This window comes from Deltaproteobacteria bacterium (assembly GCA_016178705.1).
In the GTDB taxonomy this organism is placed as follows: Bacteria; Desulfobacterota; Binatia; order HRBIN30; family JACQVA1; genus JACOST01.
Window position 1 is genome coordinate 50,498 of sequence record JACOST010000004.1, and the last position, 25,573, is coordinate 76,070.

General features: G+C 63.2%; 24 protein-coding genes. 4 read left to right on the plus strand and 20 right to left on the minus strand.

Features of this window, described 5'->3' with window-relative positions; all coding sequences use genetic code 11:
* Positions 1-226: 226 nt before the first annotated feature.
* On the plus strand, positions 227-700 hold the full coding sequence (locus HYR72_01825; protein MBI1813696.1) for an acyltransferase: 474 nt from the start codon (positions 227-229) through the stop codon (positions 698-700).
* On the opposite strand, the gene HYR72_01830 is transcribed toward HYR72_01825, so the two are convergent.
* Complete coding sequence (locus tag HYR72_01830) at positions 697-1,767, minus strand: radical SAM protein (protein ID MBI1813697.1); 1,071 nt, start codon at positions 1,765-1,767, stop codon at positions 697-699. The two genes, HYR72_01825 and HYR72_01830, sit on opposite strands and share 4 nt — an antisense overlap.
* 101 nt (positions 1,768-1,868) lie before the next feature.
* Between HYR72_01830 and HYR72_01835 the strand changes: the two genes are divergently transcribed.
* Positions 1,869-2,618: an acyltransferase gene (locus tag HYR72_01835; protein ID MBI1813698.1), complete on the plus strand. Its 750-nt coding sequence runs from the start codon at positions 1,869-1,871 to the stop codon at positions 2,616-2,618.
* Here the strand turns inward: HYR72_01835 and HYR72_01840 are convergent.
* From HYR72_01840 to HYR72_01895, 12 genes are all read right to left on the minus strand, one after another.
* A complete protein-coding gene (locus tag HYR72_01840) occupies positions 2,607-3,407 on the minus strand; it encodes a hypothetical protein (GenBank protein MBI1813699.1) in 801 nt (266 codons plus the stop codon). The two genes, HYR72_01835 and HYR72_01840, sit on opposite strands and share 12 nt — an antisense overlap.
* 180 nt (positions 3,408-3,587) lie before the next feature.
* Positions 3,588-5,078 carry a hypothetical protein gene (locus HYR72_01845; GenBank protein ID MBI1813700.1) on the minus strand — a complete coding sequence of 497 codons (1,491 nt, stop codon included), beginning with the start codon at positions 5,076-5,078 and terminating at the stop codon, positions 3,588-3,590.
* Complete coding sequence (locus HYR72_01850) at positions 5,051-6,478, minus strand: flippase (GenBank protein ID MBI1813701.1); 1,428 nt, start codon at positions 6,476-6,478, stop codon at positions 5,051-5,053. Before HYR72_01850 ends, HYR72_01845 begins: the two co-directional genes overlap by 28 nt.
* Entirely contained in the window at positions 6,475-7,314 is an 840-nt protein-coding gene (locus HYR72_01855) for a class I SAM-dependent methyltransferase (protein MBI1813702.1), read from the minus strand. Before HYR72_01855 ends, HYR72_01850 begins: the two co-directional genes overlap by 4 nt.
* A 12-nt stretch (positions 7,315-7,326) precedes the next feature.
* A complete protein-coding gene (locus tag HYR72_01860; GenBank protein MBI1813703.1) occupies positions 7,327-8,250 on the minus strand; it encodes a glycosyltransferase family 2 protein in 924 nt (307 codons plus the stop codon).
* A gap of 11 nt (positions 8,251-8,261) precedes the next feature.
* Positions 8,262-9,215 (minus strand): glycosyltransferase family 2 protein, encoded by a 954-nt coding sequence (locus tag HYR72_01865; GenBank protein ID MBI1813704.1) that lies wholly within the window; start codon positions 9,213-9,215, stop codon positions 8,262-8,264.
* Positions 9,212-10,030, minus strand: coding sequence for a class I SAM-dependent methyltransferase (locus tag HYR72_01870; GenBank protein MBI1813705.1), 819 nt, complete (start codon positions 10,028-10,030; stop codon positions 9,212-9,214). Before HYR72_01870 ends, HYR72_01865 begins: the two co-directional genes overlap by 4 nt.
* A complete protein-coding gene (locus HYR72_01875) occupies positions 10,027-10,968 on the minus strand; it encodes a glycosyltransferase family 2 protein (GenBank protein MBI1813706.1) in 942 nt (313 codons plus the stop codon). Before HYR72_01875 ends, HYR72_01870 begins: the two co-directional genes overlap by 4 nt.
* The gene (locus tag HYR72_01880) at positions 10,965-12,065 is read right to left on the minus strand and encodes a glycosyltransferase family 4 protein (protein ID MBI1813707.1); all 1,101 of its coding nucleotides are present in this window, start codon (positions 12,063-12,065) and stop codon (positions 10,965-10,967) included. The genes HYR72_01875 and HYR72_01880 overlap by 4 nt, the downstream gene beginning before the upstream one ends.
* A gap of 7 nt (positions 12,066-12,072) precedes the next feature.
* Complete coding sequence (locus tag HYR72_01885; protein MBI1813708.1) at positions 12,073-12,996, minus strand: glycosyltransferase family 2 protein; 924 nt, start codon at positions 12,994-12,996, stop codon at positions 12,073-12,075.
* A complete protein-coding gene (locus tag HYR72_01890; protein ID MBI1813709.1) occupies positions 12,996-14,093 on the minus strand; it encodes a glycosyltransferase in 1,098 nt (365 codons plus the stop codon). Before HYR72_01890 ends, HYR72_01885 begins: the two co-directional genes overlap by 1 nt.
* Before the next feature lie 65 nt (positions 14,094-14,158).
* On the minus strand, positions 14,159-15,181 hold the full coding sequence (locus HYR72_01895; protein MBI1813710.1) for a glycosyltransferase family 2 protein: 1,023 nt from the start codon (positions 15,179-15,181) through the stop codon (positions 14,159-14,161).
* Between the two features lie 172 nt (positions 15,182-15,353).
* Between HYR72_01895 and HYR72_01900 the strand changes: the two genes are divergently transcribed.
* Positions 15,354-17,360, plus strand: coding sequence for a hypothetical protein (locus HYR72_01900; protein MBI1813711.1), 2,007 nt, complete (start codon positions 15,354-15,356; stop codon positions 17,358-17,360).
* Positions 17,361-17,405: 45 nt separating this feature from the next.
* Here the strand turns inward: HYR72_01900 and HYR72_01905 are convergent, their stop codons facing one another.
* From HYR72_01905 to tsaE, 7 genes are all read right to left on the minus strand, one after another.
* Complete coding sequence (locus HYR72_01905; GenBank protein ID MBI1813712.1) at positions 17,406-17,972, minus strand: hypothetical protein; 567 nt, start codon at positions 17,970-17,972, stop codon at positions 17,406-17,408.
* A 240-nt stretch (positions 17,973-18,212) separates the two neighbouring features.
* Entirely contained in the window at positions 18,213-18,872 is a 660-nt protein-coding gene (gene rnc, locus HYR72_01910) for a ribonuclease III (protein MBI1813713.1), read from the minus strand.
* A gap of 22 nt (positions 18,873-18,894) precedes the next feature.
* Complete coding sequence (gene mnmA, locus HYR72_01915) at positions 18,895-20,022, minus strand: tRNA 2-thiouridine(34) synthase MnmA (GenBank protein ID MBI1813714.1); 1,128 nt, start codon at positions 20,020-20,022, stop codon at positions 18,895-18,897.
* Complete coding sequence (locus tag HYR72_01920; GenBank protein MBI1813715.1) at positions 20,015-21,235, minus strand: cysteine desulfurase; 1,221 nt, start codon at positions 21,233-21,235, stop codon at positions 20,015-20,017. Before HYR72_01920 ends, mnmA begins: the two co-directional genes overlap by 8 nt.
* Positions 21,186-22,802, minus strand: coding sequence for a citramalate synthase (locus HYR72_01925; protein MBI1813716.1), 1,617 nt, complete (start codon positions 22,800-22,802; stop codon positions 21,186-21,188). The genes HYR72_01920 and HYR72_01925 overlap by 50 nt, the downstream gene beginning before the upstream one ends.
* The gene (locus tag HYR72_01930; protein MBI1813717.1) at positions 22,799-24,034 is read right to left on the minus strand and encodes an aspartate kinase; all 1,236 of its coding nucleotides are present in this window, start codon (positions 24,032-24,034) and stop codon (positions 22,799-22,801) included. The genes HYR72_01925 and HYR72_01930 overlap by 4 nt, the downstream gene beginning before the upstream one ends.
* 32 nt (positions 24,035-24,066) lie before the next feature.
* Complete coding sequence (gene tsaE / locus HYR72_01935; GenBank protein MBI1813718.1) at positions 24,067-24,516, minus strand: tRNA (adenosine(37)-N6)-threonylcarbamoyltransferase complex ATPase subunit type 1 TsaE; 450 nt, start codon at positions 24,514-24,516, stop codon at positions 24,067-24,069.
* 346 nt (positions 24,517-24,862) lie between these two features.
* Here tsaE and HYR72_01940 point away from each other — a divergent pair, with 346 nt between their 5' ends.
* Entirely contained in the window at positions 24,863-25,387 is a 525-nt protein-coding gene (locus HYR72_01940; protein MBI1813719.1) for a hypothetical protein, read from the plus strand.
* The last annotated feature ends 186 nt before the right edge of the window (positions 25,388-25,573 follow it).

Consider the following 25,573-nt stretch of genomic DNA (forward strand, 5'->3'; position numbering starts at 1 on the left):
GAAGATTCATCCACTACTGGTGCGGCTGACTTGGCGCCTTGATCTTGCGCGCGGTCGCACGCAGTTGCCCTATCCGCAATGGCTACGGGAGTCTCTGTTTCACGCGCGCCCCTTCATTGGCAACTTGTGGGGTTGGTTCACGCAGACATTGGTGAACGAGCCGGCGTTGCGGGCGCGCTGCCGTGAGGTCGGTACCGGACTCCGGTTGTATGGCGCGCCCCGCATCATGGGCGACGGCATCATCGAGATTGGGCGCGAGGTCGAGATCGCTCCCGACCTCAGCCTGCTCGTGGGCCTCGGCACTCCTGAACCACCCCTGTTGCGTATCGGTGACTATGCTCACGTTGGGCCACAGAACATTTTTTGTGTCGCGCGCGGCCTCACGATTGGAACGCACGTCCGTACCGGCCCAGGGGTGTGCATCTACGACAACGACATGCACCCAATGGACCCTGTGCGGCGCCGCGAGCAGAACGACACCATGCCGTTCATCAAGAGCGCACCGGTAGTGATCGAGGATGACGCCTGGATCGGCTTGCATGCGCTCGTCCTCAAAGGTGTCACCATCGGGCGAGGGGCCGTGGTCGCTGCGGGAGCGGTCGTGACCGCTAGTGTTCCGGCCGGCTGCGTCGTTGCAGGGAACCCGGCTCGGGTTGTCACGCGACTCGATGGTTCCTCAGTAGAAGCACAGAGCGGCTAGCTCGCCTCGAGTTCCCTCAGCTCGGGAGGCAGCTTCATCTTCGAGTGCAACGGCATGCCTCGATAGAAGCGGACCTTGTCGCAATCGGTACAGAAGTGCCCTTCGGGTAACGGAGAGTCCTTTTCGGTCCAGATTCGGCGCGCGGCAATGAACTTCGCGTTGTTCCACATCTGCCCAAACGTTCCCGGCGTCCAGTCCGCGAAGTCGTCGTGTTTGTAGAAGCCCATGCAGCACGACGCCATTCCACCGTCCCAGTGAAAGACCGCCTTCTTCCAAAGCCAAGCGCACCGGTTGGCGCGCATGTCGAGGTAGGCAAACGAGTAGTCACCCTTGGGGGCCCAGCTCGGGTCCTCGTACAACCCACCCATCGCCGAGAACGTGTCGAGCCCGATCTCCTGCGCTAGGCGCCGAGCCTCGTCCACCCGCTCTTCGTTGTGGGCGAAAATGAGATACTGCCAGCAGATGCGGGGAAACTCGCTGTTCATCTCCCGCTTCAGGCGCACGAAGGTCCGCAGGTTCTCGATAACCAGATCGAACTTCCCGCCGCGGCGGTACACCTCGTACGACTGCTGATCCGCGCCGTCCACTGAGGCCGTCATGTAGGTCAGGCCACTCGCGATGACTGAACGGATATAGTCTTCCTTGAGTCGAAAGCTGAGGTTGCTCGACATCAGCGTCGCCAACCGTTTGCGGGTTGCAAACGCAATCAGCCGCGGGAGTTCGGGGTTGAAGAACGCCTCCCCCCAATTGAAGAGCTCGAGCGTCAGCGCATACGGCGCCAGCTCATCGAGGATCCCGGCGAACGTCTCGTACGTGACATGGCCCTTGCCGCGACCGATCTCATGTCGCCCCGTCGGACAGAACGGACAGCTGAGGTTGCATTTATTGCTCACGTCGATGCACAGCTCGTACGGACGCGAGACCAAATGGGTCCGGCCGAGCTTCATTTCGACCTTGTTGAGGATGACGTTGAACAGACGCCGTGGGGTGAGATTGTCGTTCTTCGCCAGCAGCAACTTCAAGGAACGCGGCGCTACCACGCTGAGCGCCCGAGCAATTCCAGCCATACTTGTCAGCTTAACCTAGTTTGCATCGACAAGTAAACGCGGAATCGCGGCGGCGGTCCTTCAGTTGACGCTCTCACGCGGCTGCCGTATGCGATGGGCGCATGGCCGAGGCTCCCAAGGTCCACCCCTTCATCCAGGTGATTCGCCAACTTGAGCGGGCGCGCGGGACGGTCCACTTGCCAACCGGTCGCATGCTGGGTGGCGCACTGTTCTACGCGCGGCCGCTGCTGTTCAATGTGCGCACGTTGCTAATGCAAATTCTCGTCTATGAACCGGCGCTGCGCTATCGCTGCCGAACCGTTGGACGCAAATTGCGGCTCCACGGTCCCGCACCGCGGATCAACGGCGACGGGATCATCGACATTGGTGACGACGTCGAGTTCGTCGAGGGCATGTCCCTCGTCGTCGGCATGGGGCTACCGGATCCGGCACACTTGGAGTTGAAGAATCACATCACCTTTGGCGGGCATCACGTGATCTGCGTGGCGCGCAAGGTGTCAATCGGCAATCACTGCTGGATCGGCGCCGGCACGAAGATCTACGACAACGACGTCCATTCGATGCAGGCCAGCGAGCGGCGCATCCCGCTCGGCAGCATGCTGACCGTTCGCAGTGCGCCGATCATCATCGAAGACGACGTCTGGCTGGGCATCAACACCCTCATCCTCAAGGGCGTTACCTTGCACCGCGGCGCCGTGGTCGGGGCCGGCACCGTCGTCACCGAGAGCGTTCCACCGTACTGTGTAGTCGTCGGCAACCCGGCGCGCATTGTCGAGCGGATGAGCCCGGACGCCAGCACGGATGAACGCTTGCTCGCGCTCGGCACCCACTCGCCGGCTTCATCGCCTTGAGCTTTCGACATAGACCGGCAGTGCCTCCGCCACGACCGTGGCGATCAGTTCGTAGCCGGCAGGCCGCGGATGGAAGTCGGGGAAATACGCGCTCGTTTGCCCCGGCGGCTCCGACCATTCAGCAAGTCGCCGGCCGAGATCAATCAGCGGAAGGCCCGTCTGCTGCGCAACATCGCGATAGACTCCGTTGATCGTGCGATACAGCGGAACCTCGGGCGCATACGTCATCAATACAAGCGTCACACCACGCGCCTGTATCGCCGACGCCATCGTCGATAAATCACGACGCAGCACCCGCCGAACAACCTCTTCCTCCTCGGCCGGGTAGTAGAAACTCCCTTCGTGCGTCCCGCTGATCTCGTGCGTGCCTCCGTGGATTTTCCAATCAAGACCGCCGTGCTCCACGATGGGAACCCCGGCATTTCGCACCGCGGAGCGATAGCGAAGGTTGAAGCGGATGAGGCGCGCGAGCTTCACGACCCGGCTGCGATCCCACCACTCGCCACCACGTAAGATCCAGCGCCAGCTGCGCACCTCTTTGGTTTGCGCGCCAGCTCGGTTCCAGAAATCGGCAACGCCGACCATAAGGAGCACCACATCCGGGGCGAAACTGTCGAGGAGATCCGGCAGCGTATCCCGCAGCTGCGACGAGTTCATGCCGGGCACTCCAGCGTTGAGGACAGCGAACTGACGAGGACCGGTCGACAGCTTGGCTTGCAGACGTGCGGGGTAACTCTCCTCCGTTTTGACCCACAGCCCGTACGTGTGGGAATCGCCGACGCAGAGCACACGGATCGGTGCCGACGCTCCGCCAATCGGTTCGATTGCGCGCGGGGCGGGACGGAGCATCGGAACCGCCAATCGCAACCCCAGCTCGAGGACGACCAGCCCAAGCCCGATTCCGAAGCCGATCAGCCCCACGATGGGCGCTCCACGTCGGACCCATGTTCGCGCCGATCGCATTCAACCTCACCCCGGCATTCCCGCCCACAGCCGCAGCCAATGCCACTGCGGCTCCCAACCTGGAAGTTGGGCGTCCGGAATCGGCGGGGGTTGCCCCACGAGCACCACACGACCCGGCGCCTGGGTTGGAGGTTGGGTCGGGCTGTACACTTCAACGCGAGGCGGGTCGGCCGTGAAGAACCGCTGCGCACCGCCCAAAGCGAACACATCGTCGGTGATACCGTCGCGTGGAATCAGCACCTCTCGCACGCCCTGCTCCGCGTCGCCAACGTTTCGTACGCGGTATACCCAACGCGCTGACCATTCTGCCGTGCCTTTGACCAAAACCACCTCCGGATTGTCGCGAACCGCCCGCCCATCGGTTGCAACGTCGATCAACACAATCAGCGCCACTATCGACACGGCGACTCCACGCCACCACACCCCGCCCACTAGTTGACATGAGCCGACAGCGGCCAGTGCGGCGCCCAATCCGGCGATTCCGATGAAGTAGCTGAAGTAGTGCCCGGCGAGCGGCAGGACGGGCAGCAAGCTGATCACGAACAGGCTGCCCCCGATTGCGATGAGGCGCCAGCGATCGCTGCCACGCCCGACCCGCCACAGCGCGGCAACCACCACGAATGTCACCGCACAACCGAGGCCGATCAGCGCGCGTCGGCCGAGCGGTAAGAGTGCCAGCGCATTGAGTGACGCGGCACTGTACTGCCCCAGACGTTGTAACCACCCGACCAGGTCCAGCCGCGGCGCGTAGGCATCGGTAACTACAAACGGCCGTACCGCGCTGAAATAGTATACCTTGGCAGTGAGGTAGGCCGTGACCACAATCGAGGGCACTGCAAGATGCGCGACCACACGGCGGCGCGGCTCTCGCTCCGAGCGTAGCAGCGCGATCGTAACGAGCAGCAGCGGCGCTACCACCGCGTGCTCACTTGCCAGCAGACCGACGACTTGGAGCGTAGCGCAGCCAACCGCGCGGACGGACGACGATGTGCGCAGCCATAGATAGATCATCGTCAGGACTACCAAGGCTGTCCCGCTCATCGTGAAAGTCGACAACCAGTAGACCGCACTCGCATGCCCGGGTTCCGCCGCATAGACAACCGCCGCCGCTAGTCCGCCGATCGTCGACGCCGTTAAGCGCCGTGCTATCGCGAACACGAGCAACCCGTTGAGTCCATGGACGGCGAGATGCAGCGCGTGATACGCGGATGCGTCGTAGCCGAACAGCTGCCGGAGCACATAGAAGTATCCAACCGCAGTCAGCGGCCGATAGAGGAGAAAGCCGTTGTGACTGAAACGAAACACTTGGCCGATGTCAGCGAGACGGTTGAAATGGATCGCTGCCGCATTGTCCATTGCCCAGAAATCGTCGCGCGCGAAAAACACGAGCAGTGCGTCACGAAAGCGCACGAAGAAATACACCGCCAACAACCCGATGGCTGCGGCCGTCGGCAACAGCGCCGGGCGCATTACCGGCGCGGCTGTGTCGGATGCCATACCTCGCCGACCCACGCCCAGTCGTGCCGGTCGACGCCGCCGAGCGTGACCAGCAGGACGACGTACAGCGGCACTACAGCGACCGCCTGTGCACTCGGCGTCATAAGCAAGCGCACTCCGACCGCCGTCGCCGCGATGGCAATCAGAGGACGAATCGCCTCGCGACAACACACACGCAAAATCGCCTGCGTCTGCGGGACCACGCTGAAGAGGACGAAGCTGCTCGCACCGCTCACCAACGTCGCGGCCGCGGCCCCGGTCGCACCCCAGCGCGGGATCCAGAGCAGGTTGAGCAGCAGGTTGAGCGCCACCGCCGCCGCACTCACCACCGCCATGACGCGTTGCTGGCGGTTGACCACCATGAGGTTGATGTACACCGCACCGGTGAACGAAAAGAACATCCACCACGCCAGCAGGGCCAGAGCGGTCGCCCCTTCCGCGTACGCCGCGCCGTACAACACGCGGATGATTTGAGCACGCTCCAGCGTCAGAAGCAGTGCGATCGGCAGCACCAATGCAATCAGGTAGCGCACCGTGACCCGATAGATCTGCTGAAAACGCTCCGGAGCCGAACGCTCGGTTGCAGCGAGCAGTGGAAATAACGTTACCATCACCGACTCTGGGATCAGACTGAGCGCTTCCGTCACTTTCACCGCCACGGCGTATTGCCCTACGTCCGCCGTGCCGCGCAGCCAATACAGCAGCACTTGGTCGATCCGCATGCTGATCAGAAACAGCAGGATGACCGCGCCCAACTCCCACGATTCGCGCCACAGGTAGCGCAGCAGTATAGGGTCCGGGCGCCACACCACCGCCATCTTCGGCAGCGCGACCCACAGGATCAACGCGACCGTCAACACGCCGGTAATGAGAGCGGATACAAACACCGCCGGCAGCCGGCCGCCGAGCGAGATCACCACCGCCGCCGACGCCACGAACACGATCTGTCCGGGGAGCGTCAGGAGGTAGGTGTAGTGCATCTCGAAGCGCGACTGGAAAAATCCGCGCACCAGAATCTCGATCGATAACGGTAGACCGATAGCCGTCAGCAGGATGCAGAGCTGCGTCAGCGCCGGAAGGTTCAGCAGCCACGCCACCACCACCGCCACCGTCGCAGCCAGCAAGGACAGAACGCCTCGAATGACAAATCCCGTTCCAATCAACTCGCCGGCGCGTTCAGGTTGGCGCGAAATCTCGCGCGTGATCACGCGCTCGAAGCCGAGATCGACGATGAAGCCGAAGATGAACATGTATGCGACGACGAACGCATAGGTGCCGAATTCTTCCTCGCCCAAGCCCCGCGCCAGCACGATGGTGGTCACGAAGTGCAGCAGCCGCTGCGCCGCGCCGCCGATGACGACGACGAGGGTATTCGACACCAAACGACGCGACGTCGTCACGCGGGGCCTCCGGCCTTCTCCGCCACCACCAGGATCTCCGCCGCCGTCAGCCACGGCGACACTCGTGGCAGCAAGCGTGCCGCCCAACCGCGCCAGCCGTTCAGCTTCCACCCACGATTGGGCGGTACGTGCAAATGCAGTGCTCCGTCGCGTTGCTCGAAGCGGATGCCGAGCATGTTGAGGTCGGCCACCAGACCGACGCTGCGCGGCGGCTTCAGATCGTGCGGGTGCCAGCTCAGTGGACGAAATCCGCTTCGCTCCAGCGCCGCGAGGATCTCGTGCCGCTGGAAGCGATACTCGACGAAATAGTACCCGCGACCAGCCCAGGGCGTGTTGTAGCGACGATACAGATGATTCACGACGAATCGCCGCACCAGATTGTCATAGGGAACCGACACCAATAGCCGACCGCCCGGACGCAAGACTCGAGCGAACTCGCGCAGCGCGTCGTCGGGCCCTGCTTCGTTGTGCTCGACGACACCGAGCGATACCACAGCCGCCAGCGATGCCGATCGAAACGGCAACGTCGCGATGACGGCTCGCACCAACGGAACCGCCGGAGCCTGGCGATGAATCTGTTGCAGCACCGGCTCGAACAGATCCACACCGATCATACGCCGACCGCGCTGGTGGAGTCGGAGCAGCCATCGTCCACCGCCACAGCCCGCGTCAATCACCGGGCCGTCGCTTGGCACTTCGATGTCGAAGACCGCCGCCGACGCCGCATCATCGGCCAGCGCCAGGTAGGCGTCGTAGTCGGTGATGTCGCCTTCACGGCTGAAGATGAGATTCGGCTCGTGACCCGGGTAGAACGGAACGTAGATCGCAAAGGGCATCGCCCGTGTGACCTACTGCAGCTTGAGCGCGCGCAGCGGCAAGCGGCCGAGTACGCCGTCGATGAACCCGCGCAGCAGCCACAGGTAGGGCTTGATGCGTTCGCCGCGCGCCAGCCCCGAGACGATCAACCGCGTCAGCTCTACGAAGAACAGCGTGCAATACTGCGCCCGCTGCCGTAGCGAGCCATGCTTGCGGGCGAAGAAGATGCCATTGCGACCGAGGAAGTACAGCACCGGAAACGGGATCGGTCTTCCCGGGTGCGCGGCACCAAACCCCTTGTGGTAGATGATCGCCGCCCCATTGAACACGATGCGGAACCCGGCCGCGTGCGCACGGACACACCAGTCGACGTCCTCGTGATAGCCAAAGAAGCCCTCGTCAAATCCGCCGACCGCGTCGATCGCCGCGCGACTCATCATGATGCCGTTGCCAATCACCCAATCGACATCGCGCACGCCCGCCCACGCCGATCCGTCCGGTTGACCCTGCCCTGCGACGCGAACCAGCTCTTTGCCGTATGTCAGTTCGCCGTAGGCACCCCAAACTTCAGCGGGATTCTCCAGTCGCAAATTCTTCGCACCAGCCGCGCCGATGCCTGGCGTTGCGCGTGCCACGCGCACCAGTTCGGTTACCAACTCCGGATGCATCTCGGTGTCGTTGTTCAACAGCAAGACGTACTCCGCGCCGTTCGCCAGCGCGTCGCGCATGCCGCGGTTGTTGCCGCCGCAAAATCCAAGATTCTTTTCCATCACCAACACGCGCTGCTGCGGAAAGCGTTCGCGCAGGGCATCGACGCTGCCGTCGGCCGACGCGTTGTCCACCACAGTGGCAACGTAGTTCGGATACGTCAGCCGCGGCAGGGTCGCGACGCAGTTCAAGACATCCTCGCGGCCGTTCCAGTTGAGGATGACGATGGCGACCTTAGGCGCGTCCACAGCCGCTTCCGTCATGCCGCGAGCGGCGTCTGCTTCGCGCCACTGGACCCGACCAAGCCGAGTTCCGCCAAGGGCACCGGCCGGCCGACGAGGCCGTCTCGCAACCCGCGCAAGCGCAGGCGATAGCCGTCGAGTTCACCCATGCGCCAGCGATAGAGGGCTTCCTTGATCAGGCTGCCCGCGGTGTAGACGGCAAACGTCAATGCCTCGAACGGCGTGGCGTTCTTGCGAACGAACAGCACACTGTTGCGCGCCACCAAATAAGTGATCGGACTCCGGTAGCCGCCGCCTGTCGACGCATGCATGCGATGCAACACGACAGCCGAGGGAGTGTATCGAATACGCCAGCCCAGGCGCCGCGCTCGGGTACACCAGTCGACATCCTCGTGATAGGCGAAGAACCGTTCATCGAAAAACCCGACCGCTTCAAGTGCGGCGCGGCGCAGCAACATCGCCCCGCCCGACACGCTGTCGACATCGCGCGCGACGTTGAACTTCGTCACATCCGGCTCCAACCAGCCTTCGACGCGCACGAGCGAACCATGGAAAGTCACCACCCCATAGGCGGCGTGAATGCGGGGCGGCGATTCGTCGGTCAACGTTTTCGCCCCCGACGCGCCAATGCGAGGGTCTTCGTCGAGCGGTCGCAGCATCTCGGCGAGCAGCCCGGGGTCGGCCACCGCATCATTGTTGAGCAACAGGATCGCCTCCGCGCCGGCAGCGAGGGCAAAGCGGATGCCCTCGTTGCAGCCGCCGGCAAATCCGCGATTGGATTCGAGCTGCAGCACCTTGACGCCCGGGCACGTCGCCTCCAGCGCCGGACGTGGATCGGGTCGCGAACCGTTATCGACCACGATGACTTGCTCGGGCTGCCGCGTCAGGCGCTCCAGACTGCGCAGACACCGCAGCGTCAGGTCCAACTGATTCCACATGGGGATGACGACAGCCACGCGCACGAGAGTCACTTGCGGGCATGCGCGATCGCCAGCACCCCGCCCGCCGTCCACCACGGCGAGAGCGGATCGAGGAGGCGGCGCACGAGACGACCGCGCACGTTCATCTCCCAGTGCCGATGTCCGGGCGCGACATCCCACGCGCTGCTGCGGTAGCCAAAGAACGACGAGGAATCGACCCACAGCCCCTTACCCAACGGGAGGCGAAAATCATCGGCATGCATCGACGCGATTTCGAATCCGCACTCCGTAAGGAAGCCCCGCAGCTCGCGGGCGCTGAAGCGATACTCGGCGAATTGCAGATCCAGCCCCGAGCGTCGCTTCTGCCCATCCCGCAACCGCCGCAGATGGTTGATGAGCACGCGCCGGAAGTAGTTGTTGTACGGCACGGCGACGACCGCCACTCCGCCAGGACGCAGAACCCGCCACAGCTCCCGCAGCGCGCGCTGTGGCCCTTCCCGAAAGTGCTCGACGACCCCGAACGACAAGACCCCCGCCAGCGAGTTGTCGCGAAACGGCAACTCGAGCACATCGCTGGTCAGCAACGGAAGATCGGGAACCTCCGCCTGAGCACGAACCATCGCGGCGTGGGAGATATCCAACCCAACCACAGGAAAGCCAGCGCGTCGCAGGTAGATCACCCAGCGCGCCAAGCCGCAGCCGGTCTCGGCGATGACGCCGTCGTGCGGCAGGCTGCCGCGCACCACATCGAGCGTCGTTTCGTAGTCACACAGCGCGGTTTGCTCTTCGACCGAGTCGGCGTTGCGGTACCAGAATTCTTGGCTCGGATCGATTCCCAAGCTGACGTTGTAGTACGTAAAGCTCATCGTACTTCCGGTTGGAAACCCAACTCTGTGAGGGGCATGGGCTGATCGCGCAGCGCATCGAGCATTCCGCGTACCTTGAGCACCACGCCTTGCTGTTCGCCACTCCAGCATCGCCGCAGATACTGGAATGGCAGCGTTCCCAGTTGAAAGGCGATGAACCGAAGCGCCTCATGCCAGCGTGCATGCTTGCGTACGAACCGCACCATGTTGCGTCCAGCCAAGTATTGTCGCGGCGTCACGTACCCTTTGCCTCCCGAGCTGCGATGGCCCTTGTGCAATATCCGCGCAGCGGGAGCAAACACTACCCGCCACGATTGCTCGCGCGCTGTCGCGCACCAGTCAACATCCTCATGATAGGCGAAGAACGCTTCATCGAAGAGGCCGATCTGTTCCAAGGCTTGCCGGCGCAGCAGCAAGGCCGTTCCCGGCACCCACTCGACGTCCCGCTGCTCGGCGAAGCGCTCGTCATCGCGCTCGTAGTAGCCGATCAATCGGACGAGACCCTGTCGGTACGTGACCTCACCGTACGCTACCCACACCAGGGCGGGATCTTCAAACGCCAACACCTTGATCCCAACCACCGCGATGCGAGAGTCGCTCTCCGCTGCCGCAACGGCAGCGGTCACGAAGTCTGGTTCGACGATGGTATCGTTGTTGAGGACAAATACGTAGTCGTGCCCGCGCTCGAGCGCGTAGCGGATGCCGACGTTATTGCCGCCGGCATAGCCGAGGTTACAATCGTTCTCGATGTAGGTCACTGTGGGGTACGCGGTAAGAATCGCGGTGCGCGGTGATGGCCGCGAGCCATTGTCGACAACCACGATTTCTGCCCGCGGATAGGTCACGTGCGTCAGACTCTCGAGGCACTCGAGCGTGTCGTCCGTACCGTTCCAGTTGAGCACGATCACGGCCACGCTCGGAGACTGCTCTGCTGTCATGCGGATTCATCCATAACGGTCCGATACACATCCCACGTCGCTCTGGCCGTGTGCTCCCAGCGGAATTTTCCCGCGCGATCGAGGCCGCGCTGGCGCCATTGAGCGCGGCGTTCGTCGTTCGCCGCCAGCAGATCGAGCGCGGCCCGAATGGCCACCGAGTCGAGGCGATCGAGGAGCAGCCCGACGCCATTGACGAGTTCGACCGCCGCGCTGTTTCCGCCCGCCACTACCACACACCCACACGCCATCGCTTCAAGCAAGGACAACCCGAACCCTTCATACGCCGACGGACTGACCAGCGCGAGCGCGTGGCGATACAGCGTCGCCAGCTCAGAATCCGAAACCGTTCCGAGATAGCGCACACGTGACGGCGGACGATCGACAAAGGCTGGCCGGTAGCCGGGACGCACGCGTCCCGCAATCACGAGCTGCCAGTCGGCGGGTCCACCCCAGCTCACAAACGCATCGACCAAGGCTTCCACGTTCTTCCGTGGTTGGATCGTGCCGGCGTACAAGATGTAGCGGGGAGGCAGCTGCAATCGGCGAACCGTCGCGGCATCGTCCGCCCCGCGCGTTGGGTGGAACTCCGTCGTCACACCGAGCGGGACGGCGACGACACGATCGCCCGGCAGGCTAAAGTGGTTCGCGATATCTTGGCGAGCATGCGCGCTGTCGGCAATCACGCGCGCGGCGTGCCGGATCGTTCGCGGCAGCTCCCATCGTTGGTGCAGGCGCTGCAGCCAGGCGAAGCTCGCCGGGCAGTGGTACACCGCCAGATCGTGAATCGTCACCACTTGGCGACACTCCATCCGACCGGGCAGAACGCCCTTTGTCCCGTGATAGAGATCTGGACGATGGCGGCGCACCAGACGGGGGATCACGACATGATCCCACAACGGTTGCGCGAACGAGGCAGGCAGCGGCGCATGAATCACGGTCACGTTGCCGCCGCTGACATTGATCGTCGTGGGCGCGTCGGTAAAGACCAGGATCTTAAGCTCCGCTTGGGCGAGCGCCGCCAGAGCACGCACCAGCTCGCGGGCATAGGTTGCGGGGCCGCCGAGCACCCCGAGCACCGCACCGATCGCAACCCGCATTGCCGTATCACAACGTCTGCGGCGCGGGCGTGGGTGCACCGGTGCGGCCGCGCCATCCACCCCGCAGCCCACGTCCGAGCGCACGCACGATGTCGCCGCGGCCACGCAGTGCGTACCAGATCATGCTGCTGGCAATGAGCGCACTGTAGAGTGGCCAGAACCCTACCCAATCGACCAAGCCACCGTGCTTGCGCATCAAGTAGAGCAAATTGCGGCTCTTGAGTTCCGCACTCAGGGGAGTGAAGCCGCCCGCGAAGCCGCGCATTCCATCGTGTGCAGCAACTGCTGTGGGCACGCAGAGAATCTCGTACCCGGCGCGGCCGGCGCGCAAACAGAGGTCGACCTCTTCGTAGTAGGCAAAATACGCAGGATCGAACGCTCCGACCTCTTCGAGGCAACGGCGCGTCAGCAGCACCACGCATCCCAAAAGACCACTGACCGCGTACGGTTCCGAGCGTACTCGCCGGTAACGCAACAGAGTGCGCGGCGCGCAGAGCAACGGGAGCACAATCCGTTCACCGCGCGACTGCTCGGCCCCGCTCTGCGCATCGATCACAACCGGCCCGAGTACGCCGGCGTTGGGATGCCTCTGGGCGGCGGCCAGCAAATGCGCTAGTGCGTCAGCCCGCAGTACGACATCTTGCGTGAGCACGAGAACGAACCGCGCCCCGAGTTGCAGAGCCCTTTCGATCCCGGCGTTGTTGCCGCCGGCATAGCCGCGGTTCGCGGGCAACTCGATGAGCTCAACATCGGCGACATTGCCGTAACGTTGGCGCAACCGCGCACGCTCCACTGCTTCGGAATCGTTGTCCACCAAGACGATCCGGTAGTCTACCACCCGCTGCGCGCGCATGGACTCGATACAGCGGTCAGTCCCCTCGCCGCCGTTCCAACTCACGATGACTACACCGACCGCGGGAATGGTTGTCATCACTGCGCCGCGGCGAGCGCATCGGCGAACACCGTCACCAGTCGGTCGCCTTGTTGCGCGGGACTGAAGCGGTCATGCATCAGCGTTTGCGCGTGGCGCGCCATCCGTTCGCGTTGCGCCTGATCGGCCGCCAGACCACGGATCGCCTCGGCTAGCGCGGCAGCATTGCCGGCTGGAGTCAGACGGATCGTCTCGCCATCGACGAATACCTCTCTGATCGCCGGCGAGTCGGCGCTGATGATTGCGCAACCGACGCTGGCGGCCTGATAGACTTTGTTGGGTATCACCATCTGCGCCTTGGCGGAGGTGCCGAAGATGCCCAACACGATATCGGCATCGGCAAGCTCATCAGCCAACCGCTCATACCGAACCCATTCGATGAACTCGACTGAATCGAGCCGCAACTGCCTGGCCAGCGCAAGACACGCGGCGCGCTCCGGTCCTGCACCGATGATTCGAAACGTGATGCGCGGCTGGTCGCGGAGCCGTTCGGCGGCCCGCACTATCGTCTCGATTCCATGCAACGGCAAGAACTGTCCGTAGAAGAGAACCCGACAGTCAGATCGTGCTCGCGACCCTAACGGACGGCTGGGGAACGCGGCCACATCGGTGCCAAGATACCAGGTGACAGTGTGTTCCGGATCGATCGCGAGCTGGCTGTGCAAGTAGCGGCGGTGCGCTTCCGTATCGATCACCACACGCGTCGCACTTTGGAGGCTCAGGCGATCGAGTTGACGAACGAGCGTGGCCCGCAGCGAGCGGGGTGGAAACTGGCGACGATCATCCACCAGGGTTTCGGTGATGGTCACCAGGGGAGCGAGAACGATTGGGTAACGGCGTCCTGCCAACCAACGCAGCAAGAGCACGTCGAGTTGGCCGTTGAATCCGACCAACGCCACCGGGGCGGGCGCGCGCTGCCGACGCCACTCCCGCGCCAAACTGGCACCGATCTGTAGATAGCGAACTGCCAGCCGGAACAATGAGGTTGGAGAGAAGTAGGCGCGCGTCTTATCGCGCGTGTGCTGCCACAGCGGGCGATGGCATTCGACTACGGAAATCTCCGCCGCGGCGCAAGCGTGACGAAGAATGCGGGTCACGGTGTGCTGCGAATTGTAGGTGCCGAACAAACACACAGATTGCGGCGCTGAAGCACCGCGGGACGTCACAACCGGCCACCCTCAACCTTTTGCAGCTCGGCGCCCGTACCACAAGCCTCGATGTCGTTGGTCCGCTCCCCTAGCTCCATCCGGCGGATGCGCAGCAACACGTCCTCGATTAGATAGCGGTTGGCGCCAATGAGATCTGCGATGAGGCCGATGAGCACGATCTGAAATCCGATGGTGATGAGGAGCACGGTCAGCATCAGGGACTGCAGGTGGCCTCCCCCTCCGTCGCCGAGAAAGAAGTAGAGAAAGCGCAATCCCAGGGCCATCCCGATCGCAATCATCGCGCCGCCGAGGTACGAGAACACCTTGAGCGGCTCGTAGAGCGCATAGATGCGGAGCATCGTACTCGCCGAGCGTTTCACGTAGCTCCACGTGCTCGTGAATAGCTGCGACTCGCGGCGCGGCTGATTCGTCGTCACCGGTACGTGCGTCACCGGCAGACGCTTCTTGCCCGCCTGGATGATAGTCTCCAGCGTGTACGTGAAGTCGGAGATCACGTTCAACCGGAGTGCAGCATTGCGGCTCAGCGCCCGAAAGCCGCTGGTCGCATCGGGGATTTCTGTACCCGAGAGCGTCCTGACCACGAAACTCCCATAGTACTGCAGCCACCGTTTCAGCGGGCTGAATTGCCGCAGGGCCGACGGATTGCGATCGCCCACCACCATCTCGGCTCGATGCTCGAGAATGGGTCGGATCAATTGTGCGATGTCGCTGCCCGCATACTGATTGTCGGCATCGGTATTGACGATCACGTCGGCGCCGAGCCGCAAGCACGCGTCAATCCCGGCGGTGAAGGCGCGCGCGAGGCCACGGTTGTTCGGAAATCGGAGAATGTAGTCAACCCCCTCGGCGCGCGCGATCTCGGCGGTGGCGTCGGTCGAGCCATCGTCAATCACCAGCACCTCGACCCGTTCGACACCGGCAACGCTGCGCGGCAGGTCGCGGAGTGTCGCCGCCAGGTGATCCGCCTCATCGTAACAAGGGATCTGGATTATGAGTTTGTGAACAGGCACGACCATTTCGACTGGATAGGGTGACATAGCGCTGTCGACTCTGTCAACGCAATTCCGCGAAGGTGCAATTCCGCGAAGGGCAGTGTTCGGACCCGCCATCCCGCAGCTCTGCCCCTGAATGCGGCGGCGATTTGATCGCCCACCACCCAGTGATAGAAGATCAACGCCTCGGACCGCCATGCGGACGCTACTGGGACCCGCCCTTCTCGCCATCGTTTCGTATCTCGTGGGGGGATGCGTGCGGCGCCTACTACTCGGGCGCGGTCCTACAGCCGGGATCGCCGAGCACCGATTGTTCGAAGAGTTGCTAATCGGGGTGCTGTTGATTTCATGGGTCGGCATGCTGCTCGCCGAGTTCGGGTTCTTTCGAATCGCGCCCTTACTCGGCGCCTGCGCTGCGGTGTCCGGGCTCGCGCTCCTGGCGCATCGGGCACCTCCCCGCAGGTATGATCGATCTGATGCGTTGGGACTACTCATCGCCCTAGTGGCGGTGGTGTGGGTAACCCCGCCCTTCGATACTCTACTCTACGGATCGGATTCGAGCGTCTATCAAGCGGGCGGCATTCATCTGGCGCGGACGGGTGGCTTGGAGTTCAACGATCCAACCATCGCCGCGTTGACGCCAACCGAGCAGGCCTGGTTGCTCCCAAGTCAAGCCTCGGACACGGTATCGCCGCCCTATCTCCGGCTCGCGGGTGGGTTCACGCTTGCCGATCGCACTGCACCGTCCGTGTTGCCCGCATTTCATCACTTGTTCATGGTTTGGACTGGCCTCTCCGTGCTATTCGGCGGCGTGAGTGCCGCTCCGTGGGCGGCAACATTTTTCACCGCCCTCGCACCGTGGGCCCTGTATCGCTTCACGGCTACTATCGCCCGCAATCAGCTTGCCGCAATCGTTACGGTGGCACTGCTCGGAGCGACGGCGCCGCAATATTGGTACGGTCGCTTCCCCATGCCGGAGGTCGCGACCCAGTTTCTGATCTGGGGGGCGCTCGCGTCGTTCGTTACTTGGCAGTGCGGGCAGAGTATCCGAGACGCCGTTCTCGCGGCGGCAGGGCTCGGTGTGGCTGGCATAATGCGCGCCGACCAATTCCCCTTGCTCGCGCTTCCGGTGCTGTGGGCAGCGGCACGCAGCGCGCCGCTGCCCCGACGACAGTGGATCGCCTTCGCCGCTACACTGGGCGCACTGTGGCTGCACGCCGTGCTCCATCTGGCGACATTTCGCACACACTACTACAGCTTCGCCCGCAATCTCATGGTCGACGGGTGGCATCACCTCGGCAATCGGGGCTTGCCCGTCGCGTTCGGGGTGCTGCTAACCGCACTGGTCCTGCTCCTGTGGGCACGGCCACGCGGCTGCCGTCCTATCCTCTTCGCGGTGGCAATGGTCGCGACCGTGAGCGACGTTGCACTACTTATCGGTCGCGGCGAGTGGAACGCCGAAACCAATATCGGCTACCTCATCACCTACTGCGGCGTCCCCATGCTCGTTGCCGCTATCGCCGGTGCGCTCGCACTCCGTCGTACGAGCAGTCCGAGACTCTTCTGGTACACATTGATTATCGCTGCGACTCACGCCCTTCTGGATCCACACGCGCAGCCAGTACCCTTGTGGGTGGCCCGGCGCTTCGTACCAGTGCTCCTCCCCGGAATTGCGTTCCTCGCAGGCATCGCATTGACCAATGTGTATGCAACGGGCCACCGCATCACCGGTTGCATTGCGATGCTAGCGTGCATTGCGGCCCCCGCTCTCCATACGCTGCCACTGGCGACGCACTCGCTTTACCCCACCGCCGCACCGCACGTCGAAGCCGTCGCAGCGCTGCTACCCGCAGGCGCTGTCGTCGTAGCCGAAAAAACCACCTCGTTGACTACTCAGTTTCTACCTGCACTTTGGTCGATAGGGGGAATACCGCCCTACCTCATCGAACCCGATCGCCGAGCCGACGTCGCACACCTGGTACTCAGCCTGTCACCACGACCCGTCTTCTGGTTGACGGTCTCGCAGCAGCCGCCCGCGCCCGTGCCTGGTCTGCTAATCGTTCCAGTCGCGAGCTACTCCTTCGCATTTCCAGTCGCGAACTTCGAGCGCTATCGTGAGAAGGTGGCAGTGGTAGGTGGCGAAACCATGAGGATTGGTCTTTATCGCTTGCTGCTCGATCCGAACGCAAGAAGGGCCGAGTAGCTCAGCGCTACTCGGCCCTTCTTGCAAGTCTCGAAGCTGGAACGCTTAACGAATCAGGCCCGGGCGTGCGATGACATCACCGGCCCCGGGGGCTCCCACGCCTACGGCGAGTTCAGCGGCTATCACTTCGATATTCATCGAGGTGCCGACCACTGGCAACTGTCCCGCAGTAGCACATGCACCCAGCGTAGTCGTCTGAACGCACACACCGGCCGAACTGCAAGTGGCCGTGGGGCAGTTGAGGGTTTCATCAACGAACGTTCCTAGCGGCGCAGCGCGCTTGCTCGAACGTACGGTGAGCTTCAGCTGGACCTTCTGCACCGACGGGAAACCTGAACCGACGAGTACCACGCGACCACTGCGCCCGACGATTAGCCGTGCCAAACGGAACGTCTTCGTCGACCCGGAAGACGACGGACACGCGGCCACATTGCTTATCGTTGTTGGAGCCGTCATTGGATCGCATTCATCGTACCCCTGAACCAACCAGGTCAAGAAGCCTGGGCCAATCTGGTTCGGGTTTGGAATCGTCGCCTTCACAGCCATCGGCAAACCAAATAGCACCACCGCAGCTGCCGCTGCTGCCAACTGCCCAATTCTGCGCCTCGTCATTCTCGCCTCCTTTGTCTTTCTCAAGAGTTTCTTAAACGCCCCAAGTTGTCCGAACCAATCCCCCCCGGTTCAACCTGAGGGTGACGGCGCCCGTGCCTGCTGCTGGATTCTGTCCGTCATAACTTCAACCGATCCCTACTTTCACAGTGACTGGGATTATCTACCCAGTATGCAAACTTTGTCAAGAAAAAAATGAAGCGCCTCATTCATTCCCGATTCTGGCCGATTTTGACCGCTAGTCTACTCACCTAACGGCTGTGCCAGCGCGGCGTGCGCGGCCTGTTGCTCCGCAGCCCGCTTGCTCGAACCTACACCTTGTGCAACCACTCGGCCGCCGATCTCCACTGCAACAACAAACTGACGGTCATGATCCGGCCCCGAGCTTCCAACGACTCGGTAATGCGGGGTGGTCCCGAACGCAGCCTGCACCCGCTCTTGCAGGCGGGTCTTGTAGTCCGTGTCGTGGGCGATGGTGGTGCCCAACTCAGCTGCAAAGTGCATCTGCACCAAGGCTCGCACACTCGCGTATCCGGCGTCTAGAAACACGGCACCGATCACCGACTCGTATGCGGCTGCCAAGATCGACCCCTTCGATCGTCCACCGCTCTTCTGTTCGCCGCGACCGAGTCGGAGCGCGGCGTCAAGGCTAAGCTGCTTCGCCTTAGTCGCCAGGGACTCCGCTTTCACACACGCCGCGCGCGCGAGTGACAGCCTACCCTCACTCCAATCCGGGTGCCGCTCAAACAACAACTCAGCAATCGCCAGTGCGACCGCCGCATCGCCGAGAAACTCGAGCCGCTCGCTCGCACACGCGTTGTCGGTACGTGGCACCGACGCATGCGTCAGGGCCTGCCGCAGGAGACTGTCGTCTTGAAACACGTGGCCGATCCGTTCCGCCACGCGTTGAAGCGATGTCTCACCTTCAGAGTCCGACGTGCACATGCCTGGTCTCTTCAACGTGCGTACTGCGGACCACTGCGCGCTCGATCCATCCGCCGCCAACGACGCGCTCGCCATCATACAGCACCGCCGCCTGCCCTGGCGTGATCGCCACGAGCCCGCGTGGCGCACTGACGGTGAACGCGTGATCCGTCGCGCTCTCAACTTGAACCACCGTCGGCTCGAAACGCGAGCGTATTTTCACGCTCAACATCGCACCCGGCAATGGCGGGGTCCCGCTGATCCACACCGCTTGCGTCGCGCTCAACCCAATCGCCGCGGTCGCTTCACGTGGTCCGACGTGAACCACGCGGTCGGCCGGATCGATGCGCGTGACGTACAGCGGACGGCCCGCGTTCAGCCCCAACGCCCGTCGCTGCCCCACCGTGAAGCGGTGAATGCCCTCATGCTGTCCCACCACCGCACCGGTTTCATCGACGATCGCACCGCCACGAATCGCCGGCGCGCGCTGCGCCACGAACGACACGTACTCCCGGCGCGGCGCAAAACAGACTTCCTGACTCTCAGGCTTTGCCGCCACGCTCAACCCGAGCGCTTCAGCCCTGCGGCGCACCTCGCTCTTCGTCAAATCGCCGACGGGAAAGATGGTGCGCGATAGCACGTCTGGGGTCAGCGCGAACAGAAAGTACGACTGATCTTTCGCCGCGTCGTTCGCTCGCCACAACTGCGAACGATCACCCTCTGCACCGTGCGTCACGCGCGCATAATGCCCGGTCGCGACCCAGGTGGCGCCGAGCTCGCGGGCACGCTCCCAAAATGCGCCGAACTTGACGAATTGATTGCAGCGCACGCACGGATTCGGCGTGCGACCGGCCACGTACTCCGCCACAAACGGATCGACGACCGCGGCCGCAAACTGGCGCTGGAAATCCATGACATAGAATGGAATGCCGAGTTGCGATGCGACACCACGAGCATCGAGGAAATCGTCGAGGGTGCAACAGCCGCTGGCCGACGCGCCGTCCTCGCCAGCCCACAGGCGCATCGCCACACCGATCACGTCGTACCCCTGCTCCACCAGTAATGCGGCCGCAACCGAGCTGTCGACGCCGCCGCTCATCCCAACCACCACGCGCGGCCCCTTAGGCATAGGCCACCGCGCGCGGCACACGGCGCACTTGAGCGACGAGGGCGGCAACCACGTCGATGGCTCGATCGATCTCGCCGACCGTCGTTTCCCGCCCTAGGCTGAACCGCACACCATCGCGCGCTTCGTCATCGGTCAAGCCGAGCGCGCGCAGGACGTGCGACGGCTCGGCCGCGCCCGCCGCGCACGCCGAGCCGGTCGAGATCGCCACGTCCTCAATGTCCGCCCCCGCCACCAGGGCTTCCCCGCGCACACCCGCGATGCACACGTTAAGCGTATTGGGCAGACAGTAATCGCGCGGGCTGTTGCGCCGCACGTCACCGATCGCCGTCGCCAGCCCTTCCCACAAACGTTCCCGCAGCTCGGTCGTACGCGTACACGTCACGTCATCCGCCACGGCAACCCCGCACGCCGCGCCGAATCCAACGATGCCGGTTACGTTCTCGGTGCCTGAGCGCCGCCCGCGCTCCTGACCACCGCCGAACACTCGCGGCTCCAGCGCGACACCTCCGCGCACCCACAACGCACCCACACCCTTGGGGCCGCCAAGTTTGTGTGCCGAGAGCGAGAGCAAATCCGTTTCCTCCGCGACCACGGGAATCTTGCCGACCGCCTGTACCGCATCGACGTGGAGCAGAGCTCCGGCGGCACGACAAAGCGCGGCAATCTCTGCGATCGGCTGGATCGTCCCGATCTCGTTGTTCGCCCACCCCACGCTCACGAGCGCAACGCGATGCTGAAGCGCTGTGCGTAGTCCATCGAGATCGACCCGCCCAGTTCGATCAACACCGATACGGTGAACCGGGCGCCCGTCTGCTTCCAATCGAGTCGCCGACGCGAGCACCGACGAGTGCTCGATCGTCGTCGTAACCAGGGCACCATCCCTCGCCGTCGCCACTCCGAACAGCGCGAGCACTCCGAAGAGCGCCAAATTGTTGGCTTCGGTCCCGCCGCCGGTGAAGACGATCTCGCTCGCCCGTGCACCAATGAGTCGCGCGACCTGCGCACGCGCGTTCTCCACCGCGACACGGGCACGCGAGCCGAGTCGATGCACGCTCGATGGGTTGCCGAACTCCGCCCCGAGGTACGGCAGCATGGCGGCGCGCGCCTCGGGACAAAGCGGCGTAGTGGCGTTGTAGTCCAGGTAAATCACGGTCGAGCCGATGCTACTCCGCGCCCTGGCCGGCCTTCTGCGAGCGGCGGTGGCGCTTGCCATCCTTGTAGAGCTTGTACTCCATGCTGTCGACCAACGCCTGCCAACTCGCCTCGATCACGTTGGGCGACACCCCCACCGTGCCCCAGCGCTCGTGCTCGTCGCCCGACTCGATCAACACCCGCACGCTCGCGGTCGTACCGGTGCCCGAACTGAGCACTCGCACCTTGTAGTCGAGGAGCTTCATCTGATCGATTTGCGGATAAAACTTCGTCAACGCTTTCCGCAGCGCCTTGTCGAGCGCATTCACCGGGCCATTGCCCTGCGCCGCAGTGTGCTCGACGGTGCCATCGGGGCCTTCGATCATGATGGTGGCTTCCGCCAGTGGCTCCTCGCCCTCGCTGCGCTTCTCGTCGATGACGCGAAAACCCTTGAGCCGGAAATGCCGCACGCGCTCGTTGTGGAGGCCCTTCTGCAACAGCAGCTCGAACGACGCCTCGGCGCCCTCGAACTGATAGCCTTGATGCTCAAGGTCCTTCAGCTCGCTCAGCACGCGGCGCACGTTGAGATCGGTGCTGTCCAAATCGATGCCGTACTCCTGCGCTTTGTACACGATGTTGCCACGGCCAGAGAGATCAGACACCAGGACGCGCTGATGGTTGCCGACTAGCGCCGGATCGATGTGCTCGTAGGTCAGCGGGTTCTTCTGCACCGCGGCGACGTGAATGCCGCCTTTGTGTGCGAACGCGCTCATGCCGGTGTATGCCTGCCGTTTGTTGGGCTCGATGTTCGCCAACTCGTAGACGAAGCGCGATAGTTCCTGCAGGCGCCGTAGTTGCGCCGGCGTTACTATCTTGTACCCCATCTTGATTTGCAGGTTCGCCATCAACGAGCAGAGATTGGCGTTACCGCAGCGCTCACCGATGCCGTTGATGGTGCCCTGTACTTGCACCGCGCCGTGCTGCACCGCGATCAAGCTGTTGGCCACGGCCAGCTCGGCATCGTTGTGGCAATGAATGCCGACCGGTGTTTGCGTCATCGCCCGCACCGCATCGACCCCCGCCGCGACTTCTTCGGGCAGGCGCCCGCCGTTGGTTTCGCACAGGCACAGCAAGTCGGCACCGCCATCGGCCGCCGCCTGCACGCACTCGAGGGCGAACTCGGGATTGGCGCGAAAGCCGTCGAAGAAATGTTCGGCGTCGAAGATCACCCGATCGACGCGCTTTTTCAAAAAACTGATGGTGTCGTGGATGACCTCGAGATTTGCCGCCTTCGAAATGCGCAGATCGTCGCGTACGTGGAGATCCCAAGTCTTGCCAAAAATCGTCACCACCGGCGTCTCGGCGCGCAGCAGCATCGCCACATTGGTATCGTGCGCCGCCTTGACGTTGGCCCGGCGCGTCGATCCGAACGCCGCCACCTTGGCATGGCGCAGGGACAGTTTCTTGGCCTCTTGGAAGAACGCTTCGTCGCGCGGATTCGAGCCGGGCCAACCGCCCTCGATGTAGTCGACGCCAAATTCGTCGAGTCGCTCCGCGATGCGCAGCTTATCTTCCAACGTGAAAGCGACGTCCTCCGCCTGCGTGCCGTCGCGCAGGGTCGTGTCGTAGATCTGGATCGTGCGGCTCACGCCGGCACCTCGCTGGCAAGCCCGCGCTCGACCAGCGCCTCGTGCAGCACGCGCACCGCCAACTCGGCGTACTTCGCCTCGATCACCACCGACACCTTGATCTCCGACGTGGAGATCATCTGAATGTTGATGCCTTCGTGCGACAACACTTCGAACATCTTCGCAGCCACGCCCGCGTGGCTGCGCATGCCGAGGCCGACGATCGACACCTTCGCCACGTCGGTGGCGGTGGCCACGCCGCCGGCGCCCACCTCGCGCGCGAGCTGCTCGACAATGCCCAGCGCCTGCTGAAAATCCGTGCGCGGCACGGTAAACGTGAGGTCAGTGAAGCCGTCCGCGCTCGCGTTCTGGATAATCATGTCGACGACGATGTTCGCCGCCGCGATCGGTCCGAACACCTTCATCGCTAGGCCCGGACGATCCGGCACATGGCGCAGCGTGATCTTGCTCTCATCGCGATCGAGGGTCACTCCCGACACCAGAACGTCTTCCATTCCATGTTCCTCCGGTACGACCCAGGTGCCTTCGGCATTCGAGAAACTCGAACGCACGTGCAACGGCACCTGGTAGCGCTTGGCAAACTCCACCGCGCGGATCTGCAACACCTTGGCGCCAAGGCTCGCCAGCTCCAACATCTCATCGAACGAGATGCGCGCCAGCTTGCGCGCGCCCGGGCAGATCCGCGGATCGGTGGTGAACACGCCCTCCACGTCCGTGTAGATCTCGCACACATCCGCCTTCACCGCCGCCGCCACGGCCACCGCCGTGGTGTCACCGCCGCCGCGGCCAAGCGTGGTGATATTCTCGTTCTCGTCCACGCCTTGAAAGCCGGCGACCACCGCCACGGTGCCGCCGCGTGCGACTTGCAGCAGGTTGTCCGCATCGATGCGTTTGATGCGAGCTTTTCCGAACACACTGTCGGTGGCGATGCGAATCTGATGTCCGAGAAATGACTGGGCCGGGGTGCCGAGATCGCGCAGCGCCATCGCCAGCAGCGCCACCGCCGCCTGCTCGCCGGTGGCGAGCAGCACATCGACCTCGCGCGGCTGCGGGTCGGGCGACACCTCTCGCGCCAACCCCAGCAAGCGATTGGTCTCCCCGGCCATCGCGGAGACCGTGACCACGACTTGGTTGCCAGCCTGGTGCGTGGCCGTCACCCGCTCCGCCACTGCACGGATGCGCTCGGCGGTACCGACGGACGTGCCGCCGTATTTCTGCACGATCAATTGCATCTGTTCAACTTGTGCATCCACTCAACTCGTTATCAGCTCGATGTGCCCAGCGCTTCAAGCAGCGGATCATACCCAACCCCGTGCGCCGCCGCCACCAATTGACGTTCGGTTCCCCCCACGAATGTGAGTGAGACCTCCAGAAATTCCGTCAGCGGCTCGCCCAACCGTTCGAACCATTCGACCGCGCAGACACCGCGCCCATAGAGGTATTCGCGCAGCGCCAGCCGGTCAAATTCATTGGGCGCAAGTCGAAACAGGTCGATGTGGTACAGCGGCAGCCGCCCGCCACTGTACTCGTTCACTAGTGTAAAGGAAGGACTACGCACACGATCGGGATCGATTCCGAGCCCGATCGCCAAGCCGCGCACAAAGACGGTCTTGCCGGCACCGAGTTCACCGCGCAGCCCAATCAACTCGCCACCGTGGCACGTCGCGGCGAGACGGGCGCCCAGCGCGTGGGTTTCCTCTTCCGAACGAGTCACCCGTTCGATCCGCGCAGGCGTCGTCATCGCAGACGATGTACCTGGCCGACCCGACACGGTCCAGCCCGGACACGGGACCAAGAGCGAACCGCGGCGGTCGCGGCGTCGAGAGTCCGACGGATCGGCTGCTCGCGGGGGGACGCTTCGGGGGATAACCCGCGAGCCTGGCGGGATATCGGGTCCCATGCGCCACCACCCCAGGGCCAAAAGACCTGGACGGCGCAGGCGATCTGGAGTAACGGACAGCCGGAAGGTGAATTGGATGACCCGCGAAGCTCGCGTGATCAGTCTACTCGGCCTCGCGGGCTAATTCTTGTTAGGTGCACGAAGGACTGGTGAGGAAGCTATGCGAATTCCCGTATTCGTTTCCTGCCCGACGAAGCTGAGCTCGGCTCAAGACCGATCTCGAAGGCTGATCCTCAGTTTCCTAGACGACCTGCAACTCGAACCACGAGCTCTCGGCCGTTTTGACTACCCGAAGGATGTGCCGCTCAGGGAAGTTTACGTCATCGCCAAGCATTGTCATGGTGGAGTCATCTTGGGCTTCGAGCAATTCCAGGCGACGGCCGGAGTGTGGAAGCGAGGTACGAATGAAAAGGTGAAGTTGGCCAAGTCGACACCGGCCTCATTCCCATCTCCCTGGAATCAGCTAGAGGCAGGGATTCTCTTCGGGCTCAACCTGCCACTCCTCATCTTCCGAGAAGCAGACGTTTACGGCGGCGTATTTGACGTCGGCACAACCGAAGTCTTTGTACACTCGATGCCCCCTCCGCGGATGACTACGCACAAACGGAAGGAATTGAAGGAAGTCTTCCTAAAGTGGCACGCCGAAGTGAGTCGTGATTACTACCACTACGAGCGCGGCACCTAACCGCCGGTTGCAGCGGACGGCACTTCGCGCCGCCGCTGAACCGGAGCGTTGAGGCTGTAGAAAAACTGCGCGGGTCGGTGTAAATCAAGGGTCAGCGAGCATCTGGGGGATGTTCGGACGGCTGAGGTGATGGGGAGGGGCGGATGGCGCGGTACAAGCCGTACAATCTGAAGCAGGCCAAGATGA

Excerpts from the sequence above, each read along its gene's own strand:
- HYR72_01885 (MBI1813708.1), bottom strand. The coding sequence starts at position 12,996 with ATGACAACCATTCCCGCGGTCGGTGTAGTCATCGTGAGTTGGAACGGC.
- HYR72_01835 (MBI1813698.1), top strand. The coding sequence starts at position 1,869 with ATGGCCGAGGCTCCCAAGGTCCACCCCTTCATCCAGGTGATTCGCCAA.
- HYR72_01900 (MBI1813711.1), top strand. The coding sequence starts at position 15,354 with ATGCGGACGCTACTGGGACCCGCCCTTCTCGCCATCGTTTCGTATCTC.
- HYR72_01825 (MBI1813696.1), top strand. The coding sequence starts at position 227 with ATGGGCGACGGCATCATCGAGATTGGGCGCGAGGTCGAGATCGCTCCC.
- HYR72_01905 (MBI1813712.1), bottom strand. The coding sequence starts at position 17,972 with ATGACGAGGCGCAGAATTGGGCAGTTGGCAGCAGCGGCAGCTGCGGTG.
- HYR72_01845 (MBI1813700.1), bottom strand. The coding sequence starts at position 5,078 with ATGGCATCCGACACAGCCGCGCCGGTAATGCGCCCGGCGCTGTTGCCG.
- HYR72_01855 (MBI1813702.1), bottom strand. The coding sequence starts at position 7,314 with ATGCCCTTTGCGATCTACGTTCCGTTCTACCCGGGTCACGAGCCGAAT.
- HYR72_01870 (MBI1813705.1), bottom strand. The coding sequence starts at position 10,030 with ATGAGCTTTACGTACTACAACGTCAGCTTGGGAATCGATCCGAGCCAA.
- HYR72_01930 (MBI1813717.1), bottom strand. The coding sequence starts at position 24,034 with ATGCAATTGATCGTGCAGAAATACGGCGGCACGTCCGTCGGTACCGCC.
- HYR72_01895 (MBI1813710.1), bottom strand. The coding sequence starts at position 15,181 with ATGGTCGTGCCTGTTCACAAACTCATAATCCAGATCCCTTGTTACGAT.
- HYR72_01940 (MBI1813719.1), top strand. The coding sequence starts at position 24,863 with ATGCGAATTCCCGTATTCGTTTCCTGCCCGACGAAGCTGAGCTCGGCT.
- HYR72_01830 (MBI1813697.1), bottom strand. The coding sequence starts at position 1,767 with ATGGCTGGAATTGCTCGGGCGCTCAGCGTGGTAGCGCCGCGTTCCTTG.
- HYR72_01880 (MBI1813707.1), bottom strand. The coding sequence starts at position 12,065 with ATGCGGGTTGCGATCGGTGCGGTGCTCGGGGTGCTCGGCGGCCCCGCA.
- mnmA (MBI1813714.1), bottom strand. The coding sequence starts at position 20,022 with ATGCCTAAGGGGCCGCGCGTGGTGGTTGGGATGAGCGGCGGCGTCGAC.
- HYR72_01920 (MBI1813715.1), bottom strand. The coding sequence starts at position 21,235 with ATGGCAAGCGCCACCGCCGCTCGCAGAAGGCCGGCCAGGGCGCGGAGT.
- HYR72_01875 (MBI1813706.1), bottom strand. The coding sequence starts at position 10,968 with ATGACAGCAGAGCAGTCTCCGAGCGTGGCCGTGATCGTGCTCAACTGG.